Source organism: Mesorhizobium delmotii, assembly GCF_900149755.1.
GTDB lineage: Bacteria > Pseudomonadota > Alphaproteobacteria > Rhizobiales > Rhizobiaceae > Mesorhizobium > Mesorhizobium delmotii.
Genome location: NZ_FUIG01000063.1, coordinates 1 through 25,385, shown reverse-complemented (window position 1 = coordinate 25,385; position 25,385 = coordinate 1). Strand labels below are relative to the sequence as shown.

The following is a 25,385-nucleotide window of genomic DNA, read 5'->3' as shown; positions in this document are numbered from 1 at the left end:
CCTTAAATCGCGACACGCTTTAGACAATTACGCCGCGCACAAAAAAGACAAGGTCCGCGCTTGGCTCGACCGCCACCCGCGCTGGACCTTCCATTTCACCCCAACAGCCTGCTCCTGGCTCAACGCCGTCGAGGGCTTCTTCGCCAAACTGGGGTCGGTTCCGGCTAGGGGCGAAATGACACCGCAGGCAATTGTGGGATGACCGGGTTCGGCCGCCCCATGCAGACCTTGAGGTAGCCCCGCAGCGGCCAAAGTCCGATCAGTCGCGCCACCAGGCGGCCGGTGGGCCGCGCTGCCCCGCCAGATGGGGCGAGGAAACGCCGCCTGGGCGACATGGCGGCACTGCCGCCCCACGTCCGCGACCGCTTAGTAAGCATGGAGTGGCTTGCAGCGGACAGCGCACCCACCAATGAACGCGCATTATCCAGCTCGACAGGATGAAGCGGCGCAGGTTCGCGCCCCAGCCGCCAACAATCCCCGCCGGCAGCGGTGCACGAGCCTCTCGCCGCTCGGTGTCACCCAGCACTCGCGGCGATAGCGCACCACCTAGGCGGACAGAACGAGATCGCGCACCAGGATCGTCTCGTATCCCTTGAAGCGTGAGCCCGCAGGAGCGCTCACCGCAACCGTCATCTCGCGGCTCACGCGACCGCCGTCGCGCTTGGGAAACCCCGGCAATGACATTGGCAGTACGCGCGGACGGACCGTCAGCACTGCGTCGCGATCCCCTTTGGCGCGATTCCGGGGCGGACACAATTGAGGAGTACGTTCGCTGGGCTGCCAACTTGTGCGGCATGGCCTGCCTAAAAATGATCCTGGCGGCGCGCGGCGAACCTCACTCGACAATTAGCCTTGCTAGAACCTGCACGATGTATGGTGGCTATGTCGTCAACGAGATTGATGGCTCTATCAAAGGGCTAATCTACGCGCCCTTCGTCACTTTTGTCGTCAAGCGTTTCGGCCTAAGAGCAGAAGTGATGACGAATATCCAAGCCGTCGACATTCCCAAAATTCTCTCGAGGCAGCGGTTTTTTATGGCCTCGGTGCATCCCTCAATCCGTTGGCCGGATAGTGAGCCACCATCCAAAGGTGGACATCTCGTGTTGGTCACGGATGCGTAGAACGGAGTCATTCGTTTTCATAACCCTTCAGGTCATGACGAGACGAACCAGGAAGACGTCATGCTGCCGCTCGCCAGCTTCGACCGGTTCTTTGCGAACCGCGGAATCGCAGTGACGTTTTGATCTTTCTAATAGAGCTGCTGCCAAGCGTGTTTCGCGCCGCTACGGGTCGTCAGATGCGCCGAAGCCGAAATGGAGGCGTCAGCATCAAATCAGCTGTAGATGTCTTTGGTTGATAACGGCCTCATACGCTTAGGTCGAACTGAACATGAGCATTATGCGCCCAAGACCGGCAAGCGAAGCGGCCTGAAGCCCCCCGTAAGGTCGGGCGCGACGTCCCAGGAGAGATGCCGGTAAGGTTGATGTGTTCCCAGCTCAGGGGAGAGATATGTTTGAGCAGGGTGTCGGGAATATTCCGGCCACTCTGACGGAGGTGCTCGGTGGCCCGGCTGAGATATACGGTATTCCAGTGGACGATGGCACTGACGACAAGATTGAGACCACAGGCGCGGAATGCCTGGCGTTCGAATGATCGACCCCTGATTCGCCGCGCTCATGGAAGAAGACGGCACGCTTGAGTTTGTGCGCTGCCTCAACCTTGTTGAGACCGGCTTGGCACCGACGCAAAGCCGGACTGAAATACCACTCGATCATGAACAAAGATCGCTCGATACGGTCGAGCTCCCGCAGGGGCTTTGGCCAACTGACTCGGATTCGGTGACGCAGCCAGCTTTTTGAGAATCGTCGAGGGTGCAACGGGTGCGCGCGGATCGACGCCGCCCGATTGGTAGCGGCGACTCAGACCGAGCCAGGGCGCCGACAGAGCGGGACTTCTTGAAGTTGTCGGGATCTTCAACGCCTCGCTCCCGCGATTACCCAATGTCCAAAGTTGATGCTGCGCTCGGCTATAATCGCTTTTTAATCCCGCAGGCCCAGACTCTAGGCCAGAGACCGGCGCACCCAAAGCGGGATCACTGATCGGCCGAAATGCCGCCCTTTTGAGCATCACACAATCTCCAGAAGAGACGGAGAGCTCCTCATCCCCTCAACCCATTGCCGGAAGTTGTGGATCGGAACCAGGAGAAGGTCTAGGTCGAGACCAGGTGAGGCTGGTGCTTGAGCGCTTCCTCACGCCCCTGCTTCGCTTGGCCTAAGTCTTCAGATGTAAGTTTTACGGGCCAAACTGGCGTCCCTCGAACGTCGCAACCCTCCGAATGGTCGAGACGCTTCGTGCCACACCTTCGGCAACCAAAACACCGCAACAATACCTTCACCTGAATTTACAGAATCTTTGCGACCGCAAATCGCTCACAATGGTACCTTCACTGCAAAGTCTGAGGTCAGGCACGGCTAAAAAGCTGATGCCGATTCACGCTCAGCCTACCGCGCAGCACGCAACGGAGGTCGACGCCAATGGCAAGAAGAGCGCTCATCCTGGTTGAAGGACACAGGAGTATTGGTCTGCTATACGTGAAGGCAGCTCAGCGTCTTGGTCTTCATCCAATTACCCTGTCGGCTGATCCAGCTCAATACGACTACATTGCGTCGGAAGGAATTGAGGCGATACGTGTCGACACGGACAGTCTCGATGCGCTGATCCGCGAATGTTCCCGGCTGTGTGCGACCTATGACATTGCTGGCATTACTGGCTTTACGAACCTCGACGAGTCAGCCTATGCGACAGTCGGAAAGCTCTGCCGGCATTTGGACCTACCGGGACCGAACCCCGCATCGATTGAACGATGCTGCGACAAATTCTCTCAACGTCAGCTCCTCGCGGAGGCCGGCGTACCAATCCCTGCTTATCGTTTGGCCGTGAATGCGACGGACGTAGAAAGCTCTGCCGCCGAGATCGGCCTGCCGGTGGTTCTTAAGCCAGCAACAGGCAGCGGTAGCAGCGGTGTCCGATTGTGCCGCAACGTCGATGAGCTAGCCGAACATGCGGACTATCTGTTGGGCGGGAGGCACACATGGCAGTCATCGCCGAAGATATTGGTCGAAGAATACGCACAAGGCCCATCCTACAGCGCTGATACGATGGGAAATGAGGTCATTGCAATTGGTGCCGCTGACTTCGACTGCCCACCGCATTTCGTCGTTCGTGAGAGCATCTTTCCGGCCCTGCTGACTGATGACGAGAATATACGTATCGCCGATGTTTCGCTGAGCTGTTTGCGAGCTCTCGGCCTTGGCTGGGGACCAGCGAACATAGAATTGCGATGGACGAAGCGTGGCCCAGTCGTCATCGAAGTCAATCCGCGACTTCCGGGCTGGACCACTCCTCGGCTGATTCAGCTCGCTTACGGTGTCGATCTCGTCACCGAGCACATCAAGCTTGTCATCGGCGAGGAATGGGACTTGCGCAGAAGGCATTCGCACATTGCGGCCGCGCGGTACCTAAATCCTGATCGCGACGGCATCCTCGATTGGATCGATGGCGACCGTCAGGCGGCTGGTATACCAGGTGTCGCTGACGTCAAATTTTATGTTGAATCCAAGACGCCGATCGTCAGAAAAGGCGATTACCGAGACACGATCGGACATGTCATCGTCGCTTCATCCAGCCCAGCTCAGACCAGGGCGATACTGCAGCGTGCCGTCGACTTTATAGATTGGTCGATCACACCATTTCCGATGAGCAGGAGCAATCTGCGGCCGTCACTTTCCCGCACTAGCGCAAGTGGCGCTGGTAACGAGTGATCGTTGCCGAAGGTTCAGGCAATCGAGAGCACGAAAGAGTGCAGATCGATGAGGATAGAACCCGATCAGGCTGGTTTTGGCTGAACCGAGAGAACCTGTTGCAGCGACTAGGACCTCTGCACAGAGGATTTGACGGGTTCGATGGGTTGTAACCTGGGCAGGCTATCGGGTTCGACGAGCAGTTCAATGCTGCGCGCGAGGCCCGGTTGCCTGCGGATCAATCCCGCGCGCTCAAGGGTGAGCATCATCTGATGGACGGAAGGCGCGGTGACGCCGAAGAATCGCTGCATGTCGCGTTCGGCCGGCGAACGCCCGTTGAGCAGGCCGTAGGTCCAGATGAAGGCGAGATACTGTCCCTGCTTTTCGGTAAAGCGGGGTTGGGCAGGCGGCTGTCCGTCAAGTAATTGATTCATTTTCCGATTCTTCCGGAACCTCCGCAACCGAAGGAGGCCATCCGGATGAATGTACGCTATCGCGTCGATCTCGACCAACCCGAGCGCGACGAACTCACAGCCATGCTGCGAAGTGGCAAGCATCCGACGCGCAAGCTCACGCGGGCGCAGATCCTGCTCGCCGCCGACGCGGGCCAGAACGACGAGATCATTGCGACGACGGTGGTGGTCGGCGGCTCCACGGTCTACCGCACCAAGCACCGCTTCGTGGAGATAGGCCTCGAGGCGGCGCTCAGCGAAAAGCCGCGCGCCGGGGCAGAGCGCAAGCTGACCGGCAAGGAGGAAGCCTTGGTGGCCACCGCCTGCTCCAGCCGCCGCCCGGACGGGCCCGCTGGACACTGGAGCCTGCTGGCCGACGCGTTCGTCAAGTTGACTAAGCACGAACAGCTGTCGCGCGAGACGGTGCGTCGGCGTCTGGCCGAGAACAATCTCAAGCCATGGCGCAGGAACATGTGGTGCATTCCCAAAGTCGACGCCGAGTATGTCGCGCGCATGGAGGATGTGCTCGACCTCTACGCCGAGGCGCCGGATCCACAGCGGCCGGTCGTGTGCTTCGACGAAAGCCCGACCCAGCTCATTAGCGAGGTGCGGCAGCCGATCCCAGGAGCGCTATGACTGCGAGTACAAGCGCAACGGCACCACCAACCTGTTTGTCTTCCTCGACGCGCACCGCTCCTGGCGCAAGGTCAAAGTCACCGAGCGGCGTGCGGCACACGACTTTGCCCACTGCATGCGCGAGCTCGTCGATATCCATTATCCCGAGGCCGAGCCCATCCGCGTGGTGCTCGACAATCTGTCGACCCACACGCCCGCTGCGCTCTACCAGGCCCTGCCGCCATCAGAGGCGCGACGCTTCCTCAAAAGACTGGAGTTCCATTACACCCCCACGCACGCCAGCTGGCTGAACATGGTCGTCGAGATCGGCGTCCTGCGCGGCCAATGCCTCGACCGCCGCATCGAAACTCGCGGCAGCCTCACTGCCGAGGTCGCCGCTTGGGAAAACCAGCGAAACAACAGCGGCGCCCGCATCAACTGGATGTTCTCAACCAAACAGGCCCGCCTCAAATTGGCCAAAGCCTATCCAATACCAGCCAAAGAGTCATAATCCCTGTGCAGAGCCACTCTCATGATTGCTGACAACGGCCTTTGGCGTAGAAATTGGCCCGCCGAACCCGATTGGCGGCCGAGGCACTTGTACGGCGGATATGAGGTGCAAGAGGCGGGACTTGAACGTCGGTCAACAATCTCTCATCCGCGGGTCGGCCCGCATGACCTTGTTTCGTTTGGGGCTGCCTCTGTCTAGATGGCGAGCATCGAGGCTCATAGTGGTGACGAGGGCTCCCCGGCATTGTCCCGCCTCCAGCGCCGCATATCGCGCCGAGGCTGATCTTGGGGTCTGCGATCTCCTGCCTGCTGGCTGTCTATCAAATAGCGGTCACGCCGCCTTTGGCGCGGATTGAACCGTGCAGGCGATCGACCAGATGAAGCCCACCATCCCGCGTGCGATGGCGACGGTGACGACGTTGGCGTTCTTGCCGCGCGCACTCAGCCGACGGTATCGGGTGCACAGCCGAACCTGCGCTTTCCATCCGATGTCGCGAACGACTTTTGGCAACGCCTCGATCCGGTCGACCTTGTGCCGGCCGATGCGTGCTCTCATCCGGTAAGCCCAGGCGCCTTCGACCAGCGCGCGCCGGGCATGGGTGTTGCCGGTCTTGGTGATTCCGCCGCGCCAGACGGTCTCGCCACTCGATTGCTCACCAGGAACCAAGCCGAAGTAGGCCATGAGCTGGCGTGGATTGGAGAAGCGTGTGAAGTCACCGACCTCCGCGACCAGCACCACGGCATTGATCAGCGCGATCCCCCGCATTGCCTGCAAGGCGTCAACAACCCGGGCGCTGGTCCTATTCCGGGAGAAGGCTGAGTATCTGTTCCTCGACCTGCTGCAGGCGCCGTTCCGCATCCATGACGGCATCGACGTAGTCCTGAAATGCGATATGCTGCGCGGGATGTTCGAAGGCCAATGTCGAAAGCCATCGCCGGTAAGCCATTCGCCAGGCTGTCCCACGCTCGTGCTTGCGTCCCTGACGCAGCAGAAATCCTTGAAGATGTTGGCGCGCTCGCGTCACCACCCGTCGCACGACGCTGCGCAGCCGGACCAGGTCGCGCATGGCTTCATGATCGGCGTCGGGCACCCAGACGGGCGTCAACTCACCGGCCCGATTGAGGCGGGCGAACATGGTGGCATCGCGGCGGTTCGTCTTCACCCGATCGCCGGGCTTCCTCGGAATCAGCGACGCCGCCACCACGTCGCATCGATGGCCGAGGCTTGTGAGTTGGCGATGAACGCCATAGCCACACGGACCAGCCTCATAGCAAAACGCCAGCGGCTTGCCGAGCGTCCCAGACGCTCGCACAGCTTGTCGATGGCATGGCAATCTCCCCAAGATATTCCACTGATCCAGAGCGTCCGCTCTCCGCCACCGCGATCGAAATCCGTTGCTTGTGAATATCCAAACCAACAAATCTGGTATGTTCCATGAGGCCCGTCTCCTGTGCATGAGGCTCTGTGCCGGCCAGCCGGCTTAACCCTCGTACAGTTGCATATCGGATGACGGGCCACCCCAAGCCCAGCAATCATAGGGCTAGAGGAATCAGGACTTGGCGCAGCAAAGCCTCAGCCAGTTGAGAGGTGGGCAACGAGCGGCTGGGATGAAAAATCGTGGAGGCCTGGAGGAAGCCAAAGCCGGACGGGGCGCGCGCGCCTTTCGCGGCATTCGAGAACGCAAGTCCGGCAGAGGGCCAGCAGCAGCTGGTGTCCCTGTGGGACTCGAATTGGGATGACGTCGCCCGGTGAAATACTGGGCCGAAGCGCACATCGAGCCAGTCTGCTTAAACGGCTCCGTTATCGGCTTGGTTCGGTCCCCCAGTTTGCGGCGTGGGATTCGCCGATCGAGCTCGCCATCTCCGCCTGGGATTCTTGATCAGCGGCTGGGCCTCTTCGCAAAACAGCCATCGAGTGGCGCCGCCCGCTTGTTTGGCATCAGCAAGCGCCGCGAGCGATTTGCGTATCTTCGTGATCCACGGCGCTTGCGCCGCTTTGGGCGCGCCCGCGGCAACAGGATCGCGCACCCTATGGTTCGGCAATTTGCGGCAACGCAGCCGTCCCAACGTCGCGGCCGTTGTCTTGACAACAAGCATGCGCGCATCGTGTTGGCCATGCCCTGTGGCGACATGCTACGAGCCGGCGCTGTCAGTGACGGCGGCCTAAGGCAAAGCTGAAAGGGAGAGGAAAGGAGGTCTCACCCGGCAATTGCAACAAATGGCAGGAGAGGGCAAAAACGGTCACCCCCCGTCGCTTCCCGAACCTGATGTGTGCGGCCAATTTCACAGGAGCATTGAATGCAAGTGGGCGAAAACCCATCGATGCTCGCGGCGAAGAACGCCGAGCCGCATCAGGAAACTGGATATACGTCAGCAGTTGTGACCGTTGATCCTGACCCAGCCAAGCTGTTGCAATCGGCCGGATCCATATATCGACAAATGGGGAATCCCTTCCGATTCAGCCTCGCTTCATCCCGTCTTACCGCTGCAATTTGGAAAACGCGCGCAGACATCAGTATAGTCGCCGAAGTCGGTTCAAGTATATGACGGAATTTAAATATTTATGTTAAAAATAAAACTTTTCGAAAATCTGGAGCAGATACACTTAATCTAAAATAATTTCTGCTTTGGGGCCGTATGCTAGAATTTATGACGTCCGGCGAAAATGGCTGCGGAGCAGGGACTATGGAACACGTGCCGACGACTGCGGTCTCTCAACTGCCAGGGCCGACAACCAGAGTGCCCGACCAGTTTTCTTTGGTCCCGTCGATGCATTTTCCGAATGCAGCGAGGAAAGCGCTCGCGATCGAGTTCGGCCGATTTCTTGACCAGACTGACGGCGTTGATCAATCCAAGCAGTTGTTCGACCTGTTATCTGCGTTTGCGCTGAACTTTGATTGCCCATGGATCGCCTATGGTTCTCATACACCCGACGGAAAGCTTTTGAAGCCGATCCGACGCGGTCCGGCGGTCATGCTGAATTATCCTGATGAATGGCAGCAGCGCTATTTCGAAATGGGTTATGACAAGATAGACCCCATCATCAAGGCGAGTCGAACGCGGCCAGGCGCCTTTCGATGGAGCGAGGTGCACAACGACGCAAGCACGACTGAGGACGGACGGCGCGTTTTCGACGAGGCTGCGACGTTCGGCTTAAGGTCAGGCATTAGCGTTCCGTTGCGCGGCCCCGGCGGCAGCTTTGCGATCATGAGCTTTGCTCGACCCGGGGGTCGCGAATTCCCAAATAGAGCAGTCACCTACCTGCAACTTGCCGCGTTGCATTTCCATCTTAGGGCCACGAAGTTCGCGACCTCGACTGCCATCGAGCAAGCTCCTAATCTTTCCGTAAGAGAAAAAGAGTGTATTCTATGGACAGCGAGAGGGAAATCGTCGTGGGAAATTGGAGTTATTCTAGGTATATCCGTAAATACTGTCAATTTCCATATAAAAAAGGTAAAGCAAAAATTGGACACTTCTAGCAGAACGGCCGCCGCCATAAAAGCAGCAAACTTGCGCGTCATAGAATTGTAAGAAACTCTCCGGGCCGCAAGCTGGCACACCCCGCCGGTGGCTTAGCTGTGCCGCCGACCAAGGAGGAAATGGCATGCCTTTGAATACACTTGCGTCAGGAATGACATCGAGCATCGCCTCACAAAGACCAAGCACCCCCGACGGACAAGTCGAGCGGATGAACCGCACGATCAAGGAAGCCACCGTCAAGCGCTACCACTACGAAACCCATGACAACGACTTCGTCGCAGCCTACAACTTTGGGCGCAGGCTGAAGACCCTGAAGGGCCTCCCCACCCTACGAGTTCATCTGCAAACAATGGACGGTCGAGCCTGAAAAGTTCAGGCTCGATCCACTCCACCAAATGCCGGGACTAAACATCTAAAACTTTGGTGCTCTGATCCCTGAAAACTGGATCGTTCGAAAGTGGAGTTTTCCGCGGTAACATCCCGGCTGGGAGGAGCGGAAGACGATGAAGGCATCATCAAAGTTCTCGGACGCGCAGAAGGCGTTCATTCTGAAGCAGGGGGCGGACGGAATCCCCGTCGCGGAGATTTGTCGTCGGGCGGGGATCAGCCAAGCGACGTACTTCAACTGGAAGAAGAAATACGACGGACTGCTGCCGACCGAGATGAAGCGGCTGAAGCAGCTTGAGGACGAGAACGGCAAGCTCAGGAAGCTGGTGGCCTCTGTCCTTGGACAAGGAGATGCTGCAGGACGTCATTCGCCGAAAACTGTGAGGCCTGATCGCAAACGCGAGCTGGTGGCGGAGACGTGTGATGAGTGGAACGTGTCGATCCGGCGGGCATGCCGGGTTCTGGAGTTCGACACGTCGACCTATCACTACAAATCCCGCCGCCGCGATCAGGCCGGCATCGGAAGCTCGGATCAAGGACATCTGCGCCACACGGATCCGCTACGGATACCGGCGCGTGCACGTAATGCTCACGCGCGAGGGATGGGACATCAACATGAAGCGAACCTATCGAATTTACAGGGACTTGGGCCTGCAGCTCAGGAACAAGACGCCGAAGCGGCGTGTGAAGGCGAAGCTGCGGGAAGGCCGAGAGGAAGCCGTCGGCCCGAACGACGTCTGGGCGATGGACTTCGTCCACGATCAGCTCGCGACGGGCAAGAAGATCCGTGTGCTGACGGTCGTCGACACGTTCTCCCGCTATGTGCCTGTGCTCGACCCGCGCTTCAGCTATCGCGCCGAGGATGTGGTCAGGGCACTGGAACAGGTCTGTCCGAAGATCGGCTATCCGAAGACGATCCGCGTCGACCAAGGCTCCGAGTTCGTCTCCCGCGACCTCGACCTATGGGCCTACGCGAAAGGCGTGACGCTCGACTTCAGTAGGCCGGGAAAGCCCACCGACAACGCCTACATCGAAGCCTTCAACGGCCGCTTCAGGGCGGAGTGCCTGAACGCCCACTGGTTCCTGACCCTTGCCGACGCCGCCGAAAAGTTGGAGAATTGGCGCAGATACTTAAATCCTGTTTCATAACACCCATCTGTCTATGTCGTTGAAGTGAATAGGTTTTGCTGATCTGGATGCGATCCCATGGGGTATTTTGGGTTTTGCCGCGCGCGATGAACGATGCGCTGAGCCGCCGGTTCGTCAAGCGTTGATCGGCTGAAGACCCATGGACCATCCGGCAGAGGATGAACGCCTTCGATCTCGCCCGCCTCGGCGGCGAGCCTGAGGGTCTTCGGTGCAACGCCGAGAAGGCGCGCCGCCTTGTTCAGGTTAAGCCATGGCTCTTTGCCGTCCGCCGCTGGCCGGAAGACAGGGATCTTATGATGCGACCTGTGCGCGGTGACCCGCTCGCGTGTCCATCGATTGCCGTGGCCGGTCACCAGTCCATTGCGGTTGAGGATGCCGGCAATCAGATCATCATTGGCGATGAGCACCAGTTGGCGGACGGCCGCGATGATATCGCCGGACGTGCTGTTGCGCTGTCCACGGCGCCGCTTCGGCAGGCGCAGTTCAGTATGGACGCCGCCAACCCAATGGATCAGGAAAACGATCTCGGAGGCTTCGTCATCGATATCGGCGACCACCTCCCGGATGACGGTACGAACGATGCGCTTCTTGAGCCTTGCATCCGTCGTCGGCGCCGCCCACACAGCCTTGAGATCGGCGGCGAGCGCGGTGACGTGTATTGGCGACAGAAGTGATGGCTCCGATGTCGAGGCATCATGCGCGGCAATCCTGCTCTCGATCTCGCCGACACGCGTAAGCGCCCGGTTCCATCGCAACTCCAGTTCCGCCGCAACCAGCCGGTTCTGCGGATCGATGGCGTCGTATTGTCGGAATGCCCGATCGGCGCTGTAGCGTGCCGCCTCGCGATCGCGCATCAGAGCATCGCGGACCTGATCGCGGCGACTGGCCGCTTGCGCTTCGGCCTCGACGGCCGCGGCTATCGCTCCCGGCTCGACAACCCGCAGAAGAGCTTCCTCGATGACGTCGTCGACGCGTAGTCCACCGAAGGCGATGCAACGCGGCTCGCCATTGTCAAGCAGACCACGCCAGCAGGAATAGCGCGGAATGTTGTGTTTGGTTCCCGTGTAGCGGACCGTCAGCTTGCGGCCGCAGCGCCGGCAGCGGACAAGGCCGGCGAGCAGAGCGTCGCCATGCTTGGGCGCCCCGTGATGCCGGCTCGTGGGCACGTTGTCGCTCACCATCTTGCGGATCGCTTCCGCCCTTTCCCAGCCGACGTAGCCTTCGTGTGCACCCGGGATCAGCGCCAGCCATTCATCACGCGCCTTACGGCGGCTGCGCGAGCGAATGGCTGTTGCATCATATCCCGACGCAGCACGAGTCTTACCATAGGCGTAGGCGCCGCCGTAGATCGGGTTCTCGATCATTCGGTGGATGGTCGCATAGCTTGGCCTGCGCCAGACCACATCGCCATTGTTGCGCTTGGCAGGCAAATCCAGCCCATGTTCGAGAACCAGAGCAGGGCCTGGCGGGCACTGCCAAGTTCCGCCACCTTGTCAAACACAAGGGTGATGGCCTCCTGCATGCGACGATCGGGATCCTTCTCCAGCCGGTCGCCGACCTTCACAAAGCCGACCGGGGCAGCGACGACGAGTTCACCGCGCCGGGCCTTCTCATAGCGGGCCGACAGGGAGCGCTGACGCAGAAGATCGAGCTCATACTCGTTGAGACTGCCCTTCAATCCCAGCAGCAGCCGGTCATTGCCCTGGCGCGGTGCGTAGACCGTCTCCTGGTCGATCAGCACGGTATCGACGACGCGGCACATCTCGATGAGCTGCTGCCAGTCGCGGCTGTTGCGGGCGAAGCGCGATACCTCCCGCGCCGCAACCGCCCCAACCTTGCCGAGACAGACTGCGGCGACCATCCGATCGAAGCCCGCTCGCGCGATACCGCCAGCAGCAGAGCGGCCGAGATCGTCATCGACCGTCTCGATGCAAGACCAGCCGAGTGCCACCAGGCGATCGCGCATCGCATACTGCAGGGCGCGGCTCTCACGATTGTGCAGAACCTGATGGGCCGAGGACTGCCGCACATAAAGGATCGCCTTGCGCTCCAGATGATGGGGCCGGATCTTCTCATGCATCATGGCGCGCCTCCTCCAGTGGAACGGTGCGCTCGCCGTCGACGTGGTCGAGGATCAGGCGCACCATCAGCTTTGTCAGCGTCAGGCGCGTCTCTTCCGGCAGCGCCTGCCATGGTGGCATCTGCGCGGTCTGCGCGTCGTGCGGGTTGGAGAACAGATCGAACTGATATGTCGTAGGCTGGCGCGGCATGGACCTCTCCCCGATTCGCGTCGTGAGGACCCGATGCTGCGCCCGAATCCTCCAATTGCGATGGGGTGTGGGAATTGGCCGTCGCGTCCTGCAGCAGTGTCACCAAGACGCCAAGCGTTCTGGGATCGACATGTGGGGCAGCGGCAATGCGCCACGCGGTGCAGACCGCGCGATCAAACATCCAGGCCGGAACCTCCAGCCACCGATCGGAGGCGTGGCCGGAGAGACTGCAGCGGAAAACCTCCCGGTCTGCCTTCTCGATCACCTCATGAACGTGAACACAACGCCCGCCCAAGGATGCCATGGATAAAGAAACTTGCGTTCCTCGGTCCTGTGGGCGTTCTTTCGTCGTGTTGTACAACGAGGTGCGCCCGCATGGGGCGATCGGGCACAAGGCCCCGATCTCGTTGCTTAATCCCGATGGCGCCGCCAGCCCGCCATCGTGAGAAAGCCGGAAACTCTACCTTCCGGCGGTCCAGAGAATGGTATCGGAGCAAAACGGCCGAGGCTCTAATCGCCACTGGATGAAAGTTCAGTGGCAGGTCACCATGCCGATCTTGGTGCGGGCGCGGGCGATGCCGATCGTGCGGACAATAAGGCCCATGCGGGATTTCTGCTGCGCGAAGACGTGCTCGACGAAAGCGCAGTCCTTTGAGCGCCGGCCATTGGCCCGTGCCATCGACTCATCGGCCGGCCCTTCGGCTTCTTGTGATGAATCTCGGAGACGTAGCCGTTCTTATCCAGCCACGCCTCATTCTTTCTTCGAGCGATAGGCGGTGTCGGCCCATACCGTCGAGCCGGTGTTGTTCTTGTCCAGCACGTTGCGAAGCTGCGCCCCGTCCCAGGCCGAGGCGCCGGTGACGTTCCAGCGGCGGATGAAGCCGTGCCGGCGATCAATCGAGGCATGGTTCTTGTAGCGGAAGGCGGGAACGGCGATATCGCGCTGCTTCGTCTTTCCCTCCTCATCGGCCTTGGCCGTCAAGAACTTCACGGTCCAGCGCGCGTCCCGGTCCTTCTGGCGCAGCTTGGCTGGCTTCTTCTGCCACTCGTCCGGCACCTTTCCTGCCTTGATGTCGGCCTTTTCAGCATCGGAATTGCGTTGCTTCGGCGTCGCCACGATCGTGGCATCCACGATCTGGCCACCCATCGCCAGATAACCGGCCTTGGTGAGGTGCTTGTCAAAACGGGCGAACAGGTTCTCCACCGCCCGGGCCCTGCGTGAGGTGCTCCCTAAACAACAAGATCGTCTTGGCGTCGTGAACGTTGTCGCCGAGCCCCAACCCGAGGAAGCGCATGAAGGAAAGCCGGTCCTGGATCTGGAACTCGGCCTGATCGTACGAGAGACTGTAGAGCGCCTGCAGAACCAGGACCTTGAACATCATCACCGCATCAAAGGGCGGCCGACCGCCTTTGGCGCCATCGGAGCGCTTCAGCGCCTTGGCCAGCGGTTTCCGGAAAACCTCCCACGGCACCACCGCGTACAGCTTCTCCAGTGGATCGCCGGCCTCGCTCAGCAGGACATAGCGCTCGTCAATGTCCCAGAACCCAGCCTGGCTTCGCATCCAACGCCTCCGTGCAAATCACTAGGCGAAGTGAATCAAAATGCGTTCTCGATTGCTAGGTTTTTCGAGGTGTCCAAGGGCCTAACACCCTATAGGTCATCTGCAACGCCTGCGCTGCACAGCCAGACGCTTCAGGTTAAATTCGCTCCAGAAAATGCCGGGACTAAACACCTAGATGCACAGTCCCCAGGCGAAAAAGTTAAATCAGAAGCTGCGCGTGCAATGGGTCATCAGAAAAAACGCAGGTTTCAGCACAACTCACCGAAAGCTACACCTTGATCCGTGGCTCGAACTTGACACGATCAAGGGTAATCATGCTCTTAAATTTTCGCACGTTCGGATTGGTATAGAGCTTTGTCTTGACGAAGACATCAAAGGCCTCGACGTCCTCAACCCCCACGATCAGGACGAAATCGGCGTCGCCCGTAACCATATAGCATTGGGTTACCTCCTTGGCCGCGCGCATGGCGCGTTTGAAATCATCCACGAGGTCAAGACGCTCACGGTCTAGCTCTACCGTGAGGACAACGGTCAGTGATTTGCCGAGAGCCTTCGGATCCACCAACGAGATGTCCGCAACGATCACTCCTTCCGCACGCAACTTGTTCACTCGACGCATGCATGAGGCGGCTGAGGAACCGACAAGTTCCGCAAGTTCCGCAAAGGAGAGCCGGTTGTCCGTCTGTAGTGCCGTAAGGATCCTTCGATCTAGGTCGTCCACCGAATGATGCTCTATGCCTAGGGAATTTACATGATCTTAACAATCGCATGAATTTGCGCAACATTTGTTGCAATTCACTCTGCAGAGTGAAACAAATATGGCGTTCCTGGTCCGGCAGATGCTCAAATCCGCCTGCTTCCCGGTCGACCCAGGTCGCGCCGCTATTTCTACCAAAATCCCGAGATCGATTGTCAGCTACAACACAGCGAAGTTTGTGACGGAAAAGCTGGCCTCGTGCGGTGTCAATCACATGGAAACAGGAATTGCTGAAGCATCGCCGCACTGATTCAGGGCGAAGGCGGAATCGGTCGGACGGCCGGGTTGAAGGCGGACATGGACGCCTTGCCAATACATGAGGCGTCAAACCAACCCTGGTCCTCATGTGTGGAACGGCCGTTTGTTGCAAGAGAGAAAATCAGTGATGGCGCTCTGGTCGGGTGCAAGCCATGTGTCCGGCCTTTACGAGGCGGCACCTATGGCCGCAGGCCCTGATGAAGTCCGCAGATCGGGTTCCAATCAAATTGGCGCGCTCGAAGCGCCCTGAGAATCTCGGATTGATCCAATCCCCGGTTCGACCGGTTTGCCATCACATCTCATCACCCTCGCTACCTACCGTCCAGCTTGCTACTCGGTACTGCCGAACGGAAGATTCTGTTATGGCGCCACTGCTCCAGCGACATAGGTTTCGTTCCGCGCCAGCAGGGCCCAAGCGATGCGCGCTGTCTTGTTGGCGAGGGCCACCGAGACTAGCCGGGCCGGCTTACGCGTAAGTAGCTTGGCGGCCCAGTTCTTGCTGGCATTGTCCTGTCGCGCTCGACGGATCACCGCGCGTGGCCCCGATAACGAGCAATCGCCGAATATAGCTATCGCCGCGCTTGCTTATACCGACAAGTTTCTCCTTGCCGCCGCTGCTATATGAGCGCGGTGTCAGACCAAGCCATGCTGTGAAGGAGCGGCCCGAAGAAAATAGCGTCGCGTCGGGTACCGCCGCCGTGATGGCGCTCACGGTGATAGGTCCGATGCCCAGGATTGCGGCTAGACGCCGGCTCGCCGCGTTCTGGCGGTACCAGGTCAAGATCGTCTTTTCGATCTTTTCGATTTCACGGGCAAGAACGCGCATCTGGTCGATCAGTCCGTGTAGCGCATTGCATGCCAGTGCGGGCAAGTTGTCCTGTGCCATATGAAAAGCTTCGATTGCCGTTTTCACACCAGCGGATCCCTGCGCAGCGATGATGCCGAGTTCAGCAAGGTGTCCACGATAGGCGTTGATCAACATCGTGCGTTGCCGGATCAAGAGGTCTCGAGTTTTGTGCAGCATCAGCACCCCCTGCTGTTCCATGCTCTTGACCGCGACGAAGCGCATGGTTGGCCGTGTAACGGCCTCGCAGATCGCCTCCGCGTCGGCCGCATCGGTTTTGTCACGCTTGACATAGGCTTTCACGTAAGCTGGGGGCACCAGACGGACCGTATGGCCCAGCTTGCCTAATTCCCGGCCCCAATGATGAGCTGTCGCACAAGCCTCGATGCCGATCAGGCAGGGGTGAAGGCTCGCGAAGAATTTCAGCACCTCGCCACGGCGCAAAGGCTTGCGGATGACATCCTGCCGTGCGGCATCAATGCCGTGGACCTGAAAAATATTCTTGGCGAGGTCCAGTCCGATTGTGGAAATCTCGTTCATGGAGTGCTTCCTTTCGATCTTCGTCACAGCTGCCATCCTGGCATACTGCGAGGCGTAGGCCGCTCCACCCCATCAAATTATCTGGCAAGAACGCATGCGACCATGACGGCCACACGGCCGTGCTGCTGGCCTACCCAAAGCGCGGTGTTTCCTGCTGTTGCGAAAGGCTGTGATTACCCGATCTTCGAGACGGGCGAGTTGGACACGATCGCAGACTTCGCGGAGGATTCGTAAGCGATGTTCCGAGGGCACCTTTCGGGGATCGGCGTGAAGGACGATGTTCGGAGTCTTTGAGGGCTTCGATATATGACGATTTCAGAGCTTACGCTTAAGTCGAACGACGTGGAGCCGGTGCGCCGGTTCGAGGTGTTCACGGGCTCCGGCCGGCGACGCGAATGGCCTCCAGAGGAGAAGGCGCGGATCGTTGCGGAGAGCTACGAGGCTGGCGAGACGGTTTGTGCTGTAGCTCGCCGATATGCGCTTTCCCCGCAGCAATTGTTTGCTTGGCGCCGGGCTGCGCGTCAGCCCTCGGCGGAGGCGCCGGCATCAGAATCCCTGTTCGTTCCTGCGGTGGTTGCAGCGTCTTTGCCGGAACCGGTGGCGCAGCGCCCAGGACGACCACGGAAGCAGAAGGCGGTCCGCGACGCCGGAGTGATCGAGCTTGAGATCGGCGGTGTCGCCATGCGCGTTGGCCGCGGCGCCGACACCAAGACGGTGGCTGCTATAATCCGCGCGCTTAAGGCAACGACGTGATCGGGCCGACGGGTGCGGTCAAGGTCATGGTGGCGACGAAGCCAGTGGACTTCCGCAAGGGCGCGGAGGGGCTGGCGGCGCTGGTGCGCGAGACGATGGGCGCTGATCCGTTCTTATGCGTCGGGCGAGATTATGTGGCGGAGCCGCCCTGACCCCTTCCGGGCCGGCCAAACCCAGCTTGCCTCCGCCACATAATATTCAGATGGAGTTCAGCAGTTGCAGAACGGAGTCATTTGGCCGGAAACGCACGCCGCGATCGCCGGTGACGCCCGCCTTCTCGAGTCCATTGCGCATCATCTCGACATCCGCTGCGGCATCGCGATGGGTCGTGGCGACCTGTGCGTGCCCGAGCCAGGCTTGGATCGTCAAAAGGTCCACGCCGGACTGGAGAAGCTTCATGGCGAGGGAGTGCCGGAAGATGTGCGGCGATATGGGCTTGTCGGCCAAGGCCGGCCTGGTAGGCTCGGCCTCGGTGGCCGCACGCCGCTCGATATAGGTCGCTCCGAAACGAGTCAGGCACTCGTTGCGGGCGCCGACGAATATCGGTCGCGGCTCGTGATGGGTGATCCCGCGCTCGCCCAACAAGGTCGTCAGCGCTCGCGCCAGGTCCTTAGGAATGGGCACGACGCGGTCTCTGCGCCCCTTGCCGCGCAGCAGCACTTGCGGGTGAGAGCGCTCCAACTGAAGGTCGTTTGCGTTGACGCCGGTGGCTTCCGAGACCCGGGCGCCGGTCCGTGCCAGGAAGAGCAGAAAGGCTCGGTCGCGCCGACCACGAGGCGTCTTTGGATCAGGCGCCGCGATGAGGGTATCCACTTCGGCCTTGGTGAGATGGTGCGTTACCTCGACGTGCGCCCGATTAATGGGAATCGACAGCACGCGTTGGGCCACACCGAAGGACGCCGGGTCGGCGGCAGCGACGTGGTGGAAAAAAGATCGGATCGCGGCCAAGCGGGCGTTGCGCGTGGCGACGCAATTGTTCCGCTTCTCCTCGAGTTCGTCGAGAAAAGCGAGAACGAGGTCTCGATCGAGATCTTCGAGCGCCAACGCCGCCGGCTTCTTACGCAACCGGTCGGCGGCAAAGAGGATCAGCATGCGCAAGGCGTCGCGATAGCTGGACACGGTCGCGGGAGTCGCATTGCGCTGCTTCGTCAGGCGCCGGCGGAAATAGGACTCCAGGAGCGGCGCCAGGAGCAGGTGTTCGCTCATGCTGCGCCTCCATCGAGGGCGGCACGCTCAGCCGCGATAGCGAGGAGCTCCGCCGAGCCCGTGAGGTAGTAGGCCGTGTCGCTGTAACTAACGTGGCCGAGATATGTGGCGAGCAAAGGCAATAGCGCCTGAACGTCGGCGCGCTGTTGGTGCCAGAGGCTGAGGCGGGTCACGGCAAACCGGTGCCTGAGATCGTGCGGCCTTAACGGTTTACCGCCATCAAAGTCGGCGAGTTTACGGACCTCGGCAAAGCCGTTTTGCAGGCCGGTCGCCGAGAGGCGGTTGCCCCGGGAACTGAGGAAGAAGGCCTGATCCTTGGGTATGGGGAAAGCGGCGTCGCGCTCACGGGCATAGCAACCAAGGGCACCCTGGGTTGTCGTGTGAACTGGAACGAGACGATCCTTGCGGAACTTTGTCTTCCGAACGAGGAGAACCCCGTTGGTGAGATCAACGTCGGAACGATCAAGCCCGACTGCTTCCCCCGATCGCAGCCCCGAACTCGCCAACAATCCGATCAGCGTCGCCATCGTCCGCCCTCGCAGAGGGACGCTAGGCGAAATGCGGGCGCATGCTTCGATGAGTGACGTCAACTCAGCCTCGCTGAGAATACGCGGAGGCGGAATCGCTCTGGATCTGGGGAAAGCTCTGCGGTCCAAGCCCTCGGTCCGGGCGTCGTAGACGGCGAGATACTCGTAAAACCGGCGAAGCACGCCATGGCGAATGGCGCGGCTGTTGGCGGCGCCGCTGATCATCATCTACCCTGGGAGCGGAAGCAATGAAGCGCTCCGGAGCCACTCGCCGTGCATGTCCCAGCGCCGATGCGGCCCCAATGCGTGGAGAATCCGTAGTAAACGTGCATAAATAGCTGTCGACGACATCTTGATGGATCGGCATCCGACCACAGCGCGTTGCGGCAAACTGGCTAAAGCGCGCGATCCGGCTCAGGTAAATCTTGGCGGACACTCGCTTGTAACCAAGGGCGAAAAAATGCTCTGCGAGGCAATCCATCTCGCCACCGAGTGCACCGCTACGCAGGCGCTTGAGCACCCCACAATAGGAAAAATAGAACTCTAGCATTCTGCCCCTCCGGCGTTGTGGCACCAGGGGAATCCCGCGCCATGAGAGAGGCATGAAATATTATGTGGCGGAGGCAAGCTGGGTTTGGCCGGCCCGAAAGGGGTCAGGGCGGCTCCGCCACATAATCTCGCCCGACCCATAAGAACGGTTATGTGGCGCGCCACATAACCGTTCAGCGGCACGGTCTACGATCTTCCGGGCGAAGCGGACGGACCGGATCAAGCTGATCTTCTGGGACGGCACCGGCGTCTGCCTCTATGCCAAGCGTCTGGAGGATGGAGTTCCGCTGGCCGAAGTGCACGGCGTGATGAGACTGACGGCTGCGCAACTATCGGCGCTATTGGAAGGGCTCGACTGGCGGCGGGTCCACGAAGCGCGCCGGACTCGCGTTCCAGCCCAGGCGGGCTGACCCGCGACGAAGTGAATCAGCCTGGATTCCGCTGTCGCGGACTGTCGGCGAATATGGTCTGATCCGCTCATGGCGATGACGGCTGACCAGCTTCCCGACGATCCGGATGCGCTGAAGGCGATGGTCCTGGCGCGCGACGTCGAGAATGCCCGTCTGATTCAGATCATCAAGGAATTGCAGCGTCATCGCTTCGGCCGGCGTGCCGAGACGCTCCCCGAGGATCAATTGCTGCTGGGGCTCGAAGAGGCCGAACAGATCGAGGCCGCCGGTGACGAAGAGCAGGCACAGACCGCTCTTGGCGAACGTCAGGCGCCTGTCGCCAAGCGCAGGGCGAACCGCGGCGGGCTGCCACCCCATCTGCCGCGCGTGAGATGGTCGTCGACATCGAGGATCATGCCTGCCCGTGCTGCCGCAATGGCTTGCATCGGATCGGCGAGGACATGAGCGAGCGGCTCGACATCGTTCCGGCGCAGCTGCGCGTGATCGTCGTGCGCCGGCCCAAATATGCCTGCCGCGCCTGTGAGGATGTAGTGGTTCAGGCTCCGGCGCCCGCCCGGCTGATCGAGGGCGGCCTGCCGACCGAGGCGACGGTCGCCCAGGTGCTGGTCTCAAAATATGCTGACCACCTGCCGCTCTATCGTCAGGCGCAGATCTATGCCCGGCAGGGCATCAATCTCGACCGGTCCACGCTCGCCGACTGGGTCGGCCGCGCCGCCTGGCATCTGCGTCCGGTGCATGAGCGGCTGCTTGGCAAGCTGAAGTCCTCGCCAAAACTCTTCGCCGACGAGACGACCGCGCCAGTGCTCGATCCCGGCCGCGGCAAGACCAAGACAGGTTAACTCTGGGCCTATGCCCGCGATGACCGACCATGGGAGGGGAGCGACCCGCCGGGCGTCGCCTATGTCTATGCGCCGGATCGGAAGGCCGAGCGTCCGATCGCTCATCTGGTGGGCTTTGCCGGAATCCTGCAGGTCGACGGCTATGGCGGCTATCGCGTGCTCGCCGACAAGAGCGGCGTGACGCTCGCCTTCTGCTGGGCACATGTGCGCCGGCGCTTCTACGAGCTCGCCGCGGCCGGTCCCGCGCCAATCGCCAGCGAGGCGCTGAGACGGATCGCGGAACTCTATCGCGTCGAAGACGACGTCCGTGGACGATCGGCCGAGCAGCGCCGTGTCGTGCGCCAGGACAGGAGCCGCCCGATCGTCGTCGAACTCGAACCATGGCTTCGCGAAAAGCTCGGGCTGATCAGCCAGAAGACAAAGCTCGCCGAGGCGATCCGCTACACGCTCTCGCGCTGGGAAGGCCTCTCGCGCTTCCTTGACGACGGCCGCATCGAGATCGACAGCAACACCGTCGAACGCTCGATCCGTCCGATCGCGCTCAACCGCAAGAACGCGCTCTTCGCAGGCTCTGACGGCGGCGCCGAACACTGGGCAGTCATCGCCTCGCTGATCGAAACCTGCAAGCTCAATGGTGTCGAACCGCTCGGCTATCTCGCCGATCTCCTCACCAGGATCGTCAACGGCCACCCCAACAGCCAGATCGACGATCTCCTGCCTTGGGTCTACATCAACAAGCTCGAGCTCAAGGCCGTGACCTGAGAACAGCGCTTACGAGGATTCGTGCAGAGTCGGGCTACTCATCTTGCGTACGTGATGGTCTACAACACGGGAAAGCCAGGCCGGCAAGCCGCGGCCGGCTTCCTGGTCGCGTAACAAGTGTCCTAGCGTTCGCACGCTCGTTTCGGCGCCATACGCCGCGACGTCCGCGAAGTCCTGAACCGTCTACCCCCGGTGCGCCCTTGTTCGAGCGACACTGCGCGTAGGCATGTGCCAGGATGGTAAATACGGAGTTGAAGGTCGGTGGGTGGAAGCTCTCCTGGCGGACCACGCGCCTGCGAACGCTCTCATCCAAGAACATCGACCGCGTTTCGCCAACTTGGACAATACCGAGCCGCATACTCGCAAGTGGGACGTCCTGGCGAGCTCAGGCGCGAAATTTAGTCGATAGCTATCGGCAATAGAATCCCGCTTCGCCCAACGTTCATCACAGGATCGAGGCTTGCGCGCGATTGAAAACCTGCCAGGCGGCCACCGAATACGTAACAGTCAATTCCATACGCCATTTTCTTGAACGACCGGCTTGGCGGGTGCAGAGCCGTAACCTCTCCGGGCGCGATGTACTCTTGAACGACGTAAGGGTTGCGAGCGGCCCGGTCAATGTGTTCTTCCCACGCCTCTGAGGATGTGAGGCGCCCAACCAAGACATGCTCACCACGCGTCGCGTTAGAGGGCTTCAGAACAAGATCGGTCTTGTTCTTCCGGATGTAGCTGATGAGCTCGATCCGACGCCGATTTGGGTCAGTCGTTACTCCCTCCCTAACGAGGCGGGTCCATGGAACGTGGCGTGCAATAAGCGAGATCTGCTCGGCGTTGAAGTTCGAGCTGAACCGATCATCGCTGAGTAAAGCAAGGATAGCCTTGTCAGACAGTACGCACTGGGAGACCCACGGGTTTATCGAAACTACCTCTTGAGCCGCACAGGCGCGTAAGTAATCCTCAGCTTCACAGGCTTCAATAACGTCCCTAGGATCGAGTTTATTGTAAACAAGCTCTATGAGTTCCCCATCTGGGCCGACTAGCCCACGAGGGGTCAGCTTCATCGTGCTAACATCCAGCAACGTCGCTTTGACGCCCGCGTCTCTTAGCCCGTTAACGATCCAATCTACTTCATTCGCATAGCGTCCACGAAAGTTGACTACGGCTGCAGTTTTCAGTTCGCTGCCGGCCGCAGAGTGATAGGCAGACACCAGCTCCCGGACAAAGCAGGTCGGATCTTTCGCGAAAGGCTGCTTGCTCACGTCTAGTGACAGGCCATGTGTCAATGGGTTGGGTATACGGCTCCAGACTTTTGCGGCGAGGCCGTTCTGAATAACTCCGCCGGGCGCTTCGGTATTCGTTTCAATTATCTTATAATAGCCATCGCTGCCGAAAAGGCCATCCAGTCGGCAAATTCTTACAATCGGCCGATGTTTTGGGAGAATAGTGATCCAATGCCGCAAATGTTTATAAGCCGGAAATAGGTCTTGTACGTCTTCATTGCAGCAATACAACTCAGCGGCGACATCAAGGAGCTTGATCACGGCCTCAGCGGTAGCGGTGAGGTGATTTGCCAGACCGCAGTCTATCGCAAGGGGCCGGAGACATACCGGATACGCACGCCCCTCAAAGTGCATGCCCGCCTCTGCAATCGCGCTGGATAGTTCGTCTTGAGCCTCCCAGATTGAGGCTGAATCGTAAGTTGCAAGCTCGCAAAGTCGGCGCTCAATTCGCGCATCCGCCTCGCTGATTGCAGGCACCGTCGCAATTGTCATGGGCAGTTCCTCTCTAGTGGCCCTATGGTATTGGTAGTTTCCGCAACCCGACGGTATCCTGAGCACAGCGCGACTTAGCGCGATCCGGTCAGCCAGTCAGCAGGCCCAGACCTCGGACAATATCATCCCGTTTAGCGTCGCGTGGCCGGGCCATTTTGTGCCCGGTTAGTCGCTGACAGGCCTTGAAGATAGTGTGTTGACGTTTTTCAGGAACTGCCAAATCTAGTGGCTTGACGCTGACCGCAATGACGTGCCTTCGGCACTGTTCCGCGGTTCATCCCTGCAGAGAGTGAAGGTGACCTGCCACTGAACTTATCCTGCGACGGTCACAGCCTCGGTCGTTTTGGACCGCTCCCCAATGCACTCTCGGCAGGCGCCAGAGTTTTTCTGACCCTGATCAACAACACGGGTTGGCTTCGTGTGCCGATGTCATGAGCGCTGCCGGGACCTTCTTCCCGATCGCGCCGTGTGGCCGTTGTTCTCTGCGCCAAGATCCGACTTCTCCGCCGCATCTACAAGCTCAGGAACCAGTGAGCGTTCAAACATTCCGCCCGCAGCCGGACTGAACGCCTCGATGATCGCATTGTCCATCCGTTTGCCTGGCCGCGAGAAGTCGAGGGTGACGCCGTTCTAGTAGGCCCCACAGGTCCAGGTCGCGGGAGATGAACTCCGAGCCTTGATCAACGGGAATCCGCCTGGCTCGTGACGAATCCGGCTTCCCGCAGCCTCTCGTAGGGCCTTGAGGATGAGGTAGGCAAACGGCTCTTGCGGCGGGCGCGCGGAAAAGGCCCTCAGGCTCTCGTCCGGGCGCTCGTTGATGGCCGAGATCGACGAGGGCGTGGAGACGCGCCCCTGCCGGTCCTGCGGAACCCAGCTCGAGCTTGCCGACCCGGGTGAGAGGCGAGCGCCTGATAGTGCAGATCACCACAGAGGCGCTCGGCATTTACGAACCGTAGCAACAGATTAGAGTGGTGCAGGTGACAGAGGCGCCGGAAGCAGCATCCCTGGCATTGCGCGAATTCCTGACGGGGCCTGAAGATGAAAAGCCCTTTGCTGATTTCCTGGCCTGGCTCCAGCGGGAGCGGGTCCTGCCGCAGATCATCCTCTACGAGCCGGCCGAGACCATACGCCTCGCAGAACTGCAGCGTCGCGGCTTGATCCCCTGGCGCGACCTGCCCGTCCTCTTTGTGCTCGGCGCTACACCGTCGGCCAGACCTCGCATCCCAAGGGCCTTTCGTCATTTCTTGCTCCCGACATGACCCGCTTCCGCTTTTGGAGCCTGTGTGCCTTCGGCCGGCACGACGCAGCATGCGTTGTCGCAGGCGCATTGCTCGGCGGCCATGGCCGGGTTGGCTTCGAGAACAATTTCTGGAGGCCTGCTGGCTCGATTGCAGCAAGCAACGCCGATCTTGTCCACCTGACAGCGGCAACTCTCGCCGCTGCAGGAAGGAAACCTATATCAGCGCAACAGCCTCGTGAATTATGGAGAGGGATCGAAGACTAGCATCGACCAAGTGGAGGTTAAGGTGGGCAGCAGGCCCATAGCTATGATCGGCTTGAGGAGGATGGCGTGACCGTTCTGCGCTGCAGCCGATCTGACGGGGCGTCGCAATCAATTTTCGGAGGGTTTCGCGTGATTTTGTTCCACTGGGCGGTGAGCGCGAGTTGGCGCTCACTAGTGCCGTGCGCGTTGACCTTTCCGTCCTTTGCGGTGCCATCACCTCTCGGTGGCGCCGCGCCCGATGAGGTCGGCCTCGCGCTTACTCAAGGACTGCCGCGGTACAGTTTGAAATATCGGACCGCTGGAGGTCCTGTGGGTGGCGGCTAATTTCTTGCGGTCTGAGGTTAAAAATCGATTTTATTGCTTCAAACCGCAAAGCGACTGCAATGAAAGTATCGCCACTTACGGCGACTATTGAAAGAATCCTCACGGCTTTATAAAA

Annotated in this window: 18 protein-coding genes and 13 pseudogenes; 15 read left to right on the top strand and 16 right to left on the bottom strand. The window is 60.1% G+C overall.

Going from position 1 to position 25,385, the window contains the following annotated elements:
* A pseudogene (locus BQ8482_RS32140) lies at nucleotides 1-151 on the top strand (transposase); the annotation flags it as partial.
* Nucleotides 152-677: 526 nt separating this feature from the next.
* Nucleotides 678-1,244, top strand: a pseudogene (locus tag BQ8482_RS32130) (cysteine peptidase family C39 domain-containing protein).
* Between the two features lie 152 nt (nucleotides 1,245-1,396).
* Here the strand turns inward: BQ8482_RS32130 and BQ8482_RS32125 are convergent.
* Nucleotides 1,397-1,878 (bottom strand): annotated as a pseudogene (locus BQ8482_RS32125) (Tn3 family transposase); the annotation flags it as partial.
* Nucleotides 1,879-2,534: 656 nt separating this feature from the next.
* Between BQ8482_RS32125 and BQ8482_RS32120 the strand changes: the two are divergent.
* On the top strand, nucleotides 2,535-3,821 hold the full coding sequence (locus tag BQ8482_RS32120; RefSeq protein ID WP_123151219.1) for an ATP-grasp domain-containing protein: 1,287 nt from the start codon (nucleotides 2,535-2,537) through the stop codon (nucleotides 3,819-3,821).
* A gap of 107 nt (nucleotides 3,822-3,928) precedes the next feature.
* Here BQ8482_RS32120 and BQ8482_RS32115 read toward each other — a convergent pair whose 3' ends face one another.
* The gene (locus BQ8482_RS32115; RefSeq protein WP_123151218.1) at nucleotides 3,929-4,234 is read right to left on the bottom strand and encodes a LexA family protein; all 306 of its coding nucleotides are present in this window, start codon (nucleotides 4,232-4,234) and stop codon (nucleotides 3,929-3,931) included.
* A gap of 45 nt (nucleotides 4,235-4,279) precedes the next feature.
* Here BQ8482_RS32115 and BQ8482_RS40830 point away from each other — a divergent pair, with 45 nt between their 5' ends.
* Nucleotides 4,280-4,888 (top strand): helix-turn-helix domain-containing protein, encoded by a 609-nt coding sequence (locus BQ8482_RS40830; protein ID WP_425294156.1) that lies wholly within the window; start codon nucleotides 4,280-4,282, stop codon nucleotides 4,886-4,888.
* Entirely contained in the window at nucleotides 4,773-5,378 is a 606-nt protein-coding gene (locus BQ8482_RS40825; protein WP_425294157.1) for a transposase, read from the top strand. Before BQ8482_RS40830 ends, BQ8482_RS40825 begins: the two co-directional genes overlap by 116 nt.
* Before the next feature lie 330 nt (nucleotides 5,379-5,708).
* Here BQ8482_RS40825 and BQ8482_RS32105 read toward each other — a convergent pair.
* A pseudogene (locus BQ8482_RS32105) lies at nucleotides 5,709-6,814 on the bottom strand (IS110 family RNA-guided transposase).
* 861 nt (nucleotides 6,815-7,675) lie between these two features.
* Here BQ8482_RS32105 and BQ8482_RS38505 point away from each other — a divergent pair.
* The 4 genes and pseudogenes from BQ8482_RS38505 to BQ8482_RS32090 all read left to right on the top strand — a co-directional run.
* Nucleotides 7,676-7,924 (top strand): hypothetical protein, encoded by a 249-nt coding sequence (locus BQ8482_RS38505; RefSeq protein WP_165848804.1) that lies wholly within the window; start codon nucleotides 7,676-7,678, stop codon nucleotides 7,922-7,924.
* Nucleotides 7,925-8,062: 138 nt separating this feature from the next.
* Entirely contained in the window at nucleotides 8,063-8,908 is an 846-nt protein-coding gene (locus tag BQ8482_RS32100) for a LuxR family transcriptional regulator (RefSeq protein WP_123151220.1), read from the top strand.
* Nucleotides 8,909-8,980: 72 nt separating this feature from the next.
* Nucleotides 8,981-9,273 (top strand): annotated as a pseudogene (locus tag BQ8482_RS32095) (IS481 family transposase); the annotation flags it as partial.
* An 87-nt stretch (nucleotides 9,274-9,360) separates the two neighbouring features.
* A pseudogene (locus BQ8482_RS32090) lies at nucleotides 9,361-10,381 on the top strand (IS3 family transposase); the annotation flags it as partial.
* 23 nt (nucleotides 10,382-10,404) lie between these two features.
* Here the strand turns inward: BQ8482_RS32090 and BQ8482_RS32085 are convergent.
* The 5 genes and pseudogenes from BQ8482_RS32085 to BQ8482_RS32070 all read right to left on the bottom strand — a co-directional run bounded on the left by BQ8482_RS32085 (nucleotide 10,405) and on the right by BQ8482_RS32070 (nucleotide 14,946).
* Nucleotides 10,405-11,823: a recombinase family protein gene (locus BQ8482_RS32085; protein ID WP_244603078.1), complete on the bottom strand. Its 1,419-nt coding sequence runs from the start codon at nucleotides 11,821-11,823 to the stop codon at nucleotides 10,405-10,407.
* Complete coding sequence (locus BQ8482_RS39815) at nucleotides 11,754-12,476, bottom strand: recombinase family protein (RefSeq protein WP_244603077.1); 723 nt, start codon at nucleotides 12,474-12,476, stop codon at nucleotides 11,754-11,756. The genes BQ8482_RS32085 and BQ8482_RS39815 overlap by 70 nt, the downstream gene beginning before the upstream one ends.
* A complete protein-coding gene (locus tag BQ8482_RS32080; protein WP_123151217.1) occupies nucleotides 12,466-12,663 on the bottom strand; it encodes a hypothetical protein in 198 nt (65 codons plus the stop codon). The genes BQ8482_RS39815 and BQ8482_RS32080 overlap by 11 nt, the downstream gene beginning before the upstream one ends.
* A 532-nt stretch (nucleotides 12,664-13,195) precedes the next feature.
* Nucleotides 13,196-14,225, bottom strand: a pseudogene (locus tag BQ8482_RS32075) (IS5 family transposase).
* Nucleotides 14,226-14,493: 268 nt separating this feature from the next.
* The gene (locus tag BQ8482_RS32070) at nucleotides 14,494-14,946 is read right to left on the bottom strand and encodes an Lrp/AsnC family transcriptional regulator (protein ID WP_123151216.1); all 453 of its coding nucleotides are present in this window, start codon (nucleotides 14,944-14,946) and stop codon (nucleotides 14,494-14,496) included.
* Nucleotides 14,947-15,043: 97 nt separating this feature from the next.
* On the opposite strand from BQ8482_RS32070, the gene BQ8482_RS38815 reads away from it, so the two are divergent.
* Nucleotides 15,044-15,232, top strand: coding sequence for a hypothetical protein (locus BQ8482_RS38815; protein ID WP_208867915.1), 189 nt, complete (start codon nucleotides 15,044-15,046; stop codon nucleotides 15,230-15,232).
* 368 nt (nucleotides 15,233-15,600) lie between these two features.
* Here BQ8482_RS38815 and BQ8482_RS32060 read toward each other — a convergent pair.
* A pseudogene (locus BQ8482_RS32060) lies at nucleotides 15,601-16,624 on the bottom strand (IS110 family RNA-guided transposase).
* Between the two features lie 306 nt (nucleotides 16,625-16,930).
* Here BQ8482_RS32060 and tnpA point away from each other — a divergent pair.
* Both tnpA and tnpB (BQ8482_RS32050) read left to right on the top strand, forming a co-directional pair.
* Nucleotides 16,931-17,377 (top strand): IS66-like element accessory protein TnpA, encoded by a 447-nt coding sequence (tnpA, locus tag BQ8482_RS32055; RefSeq protein WP_123151215.1) that lies wholly within the window; start codon nucleotides 16,931-16,933, stop codon nucleotides 17,375-17,377.
* A pseudogene (tnpB, locus tag BQ8482_RS32050) lies at nucleotides 17,374-17,490 on the top strand (IS66 family insertion sequence element accessory protein TnpB); the annotation flags it as partial. The gene tnpA and the pseudogene tnpB (BQ8482_RS32050), both read left to right, overlap by 4 nt.
* Nucleotides 17,491-17,575: 85 nt before the next feature.
* Here the strand turns inward: tnpB (BQ8482_RS32050) and BQ8482_RS32045 are convergent.
* Genes BQ8482_RS32045 through BQ8482_RS39805 form a run of 3 tightly spaced genes read right to left on the bottom strand, consistent with a single transcriptional unit; the run spans nucleotide 17,576 to nucleotide 19,660 of the window.
* The gene (locus BQ8482_RS32045) at nucleotides 17,576-18,583 is read right to left on the bottom strand and encodes a tyrosine-type recombinase/integrase (protein ID WP_123151214.1); all 1,008 of its coding nucleotides are present in this window, start codon (nucleotides 18,581-18,583) and stop codon (nucleotides 17,576-17,578) included.
* Nucleotides 18,580-19,293, bottom strand: coding sequence for a tyrosine-type recombinase/integrase (locus tag BQ8482_RS32040; RefSeq protein ID WP_244603079.1), 714 nt, complete (start codon nucleotides 19,291-19,293; stop codon nucleotides 18,580-18,582). Before BQ8482_RS32040 ends, BQ8482_RS32045 begins: the two co-directional genes overlap by 4 nt.
* The gene (locus BQ8482_RS39805) at nucleotides 19,175-19,660 is read right to left on the bottom strand and encodes a hypothetical protein (protein ID WP_244603081.1); all 486 of its coding nucleotides are present in this window, start codon (nucleotides 19,658-19,660) and stop codon (nucleotides 19,175-19,177) included. Before BQ8482_RS39805 ends, BQ8482_RS32040 begins: the two co-directional genes overlap by 119 nt.
* Nucleotides 19,661-19,850: 190 nt before the next feature.
* On the opposite strand from BQ8482_RS39805, the gene tnpB (BQ8482_RS40820) reads away from it, so the two are divergent.
* Both tnpB (BQ8482_RS40820) and tnpC read left to right on the top strand, forming a co-directional pair.
* Entirely contained in the window at nucleotides 19,851-20,069 is a 219-nt protein-coding gene (tnpB, locus tag BQ8482_RS40820) for an IS66 family insertion sequence element accessory protein TnpB (protein WP_123151213.1), read from the top strand.
* Nucleotides 20,070-20,138: 69 nt separating this feature from the next.
* Nucleotides 20,139-21,670: pseudogene (gene tnpC, locus BQ8482_RS32025) on the top strand (IS66 family transposase).
* A gap of 398 nt (nucleotides 21,671-22,068) precedes the next feature.
* Here the strand turns inward: tnpC and BQ8482_RS32020 are convergent.
* From BQ8482_RS32020 to BQ8482_RS40815, 3 genes and pseudogenes are all read right to left on the bottom strand, one after another.
* Nucleotides 22,069-23,442, bottom strand: coding sequence for a glutathionylspermidine synthase family protein (locus BQ8482_RS32020; RefSeq protein ID WP_123151212.1), 1,374 nt, complete (start codon nucleotides 23,440-23,442; stop codon nucleotides 22,069-22,071).
* Nucleotides 23,443-23,839: 397 nt separating this feature from the next.
* Nucleotides 23,840-24,139 (bottom strand): annotated as a pseudogene (locus BQ8482_RS38810) (integrase core domain-containing protein); the annotation flags it as partial.
* Nucleotides 24,135-24,349: pseudogene (locus BQ8482_RS40815) on the bottom strand (transposase); the annotation flags it as partial. The pseudogenes BQ8482_RS40815 and BQ8482_RS38810, both read right to left, overlap by 5 nt.
* Before the next feature lie 61 nt (nucleotides 24,350-24,410).
* Between BQ8482_RS40815 and BQ8482_RS40810 the strand changes: the two are divergent.
* Nucleotides 24,411-24,946, top strand: a pseudogene (locus BQ8482_RS40810) (3-keto-5-aminohexanoate cleavage protein).
* Between the two features lie 256 nt (nucleotides 24,947-25,202).
* On the opposite strand, the gene BQ8482_RS38805 reads toward BQ8482_RS40810, so the two are convergent.
* On the bottom strand, nucleotides 25,203-25,385 hold a 183-nt coding region (locus tag BQ8482_RS38805; RefSeq protein ID WP_208867913.1), incomplete at its 5' end, for a hypothetical protein.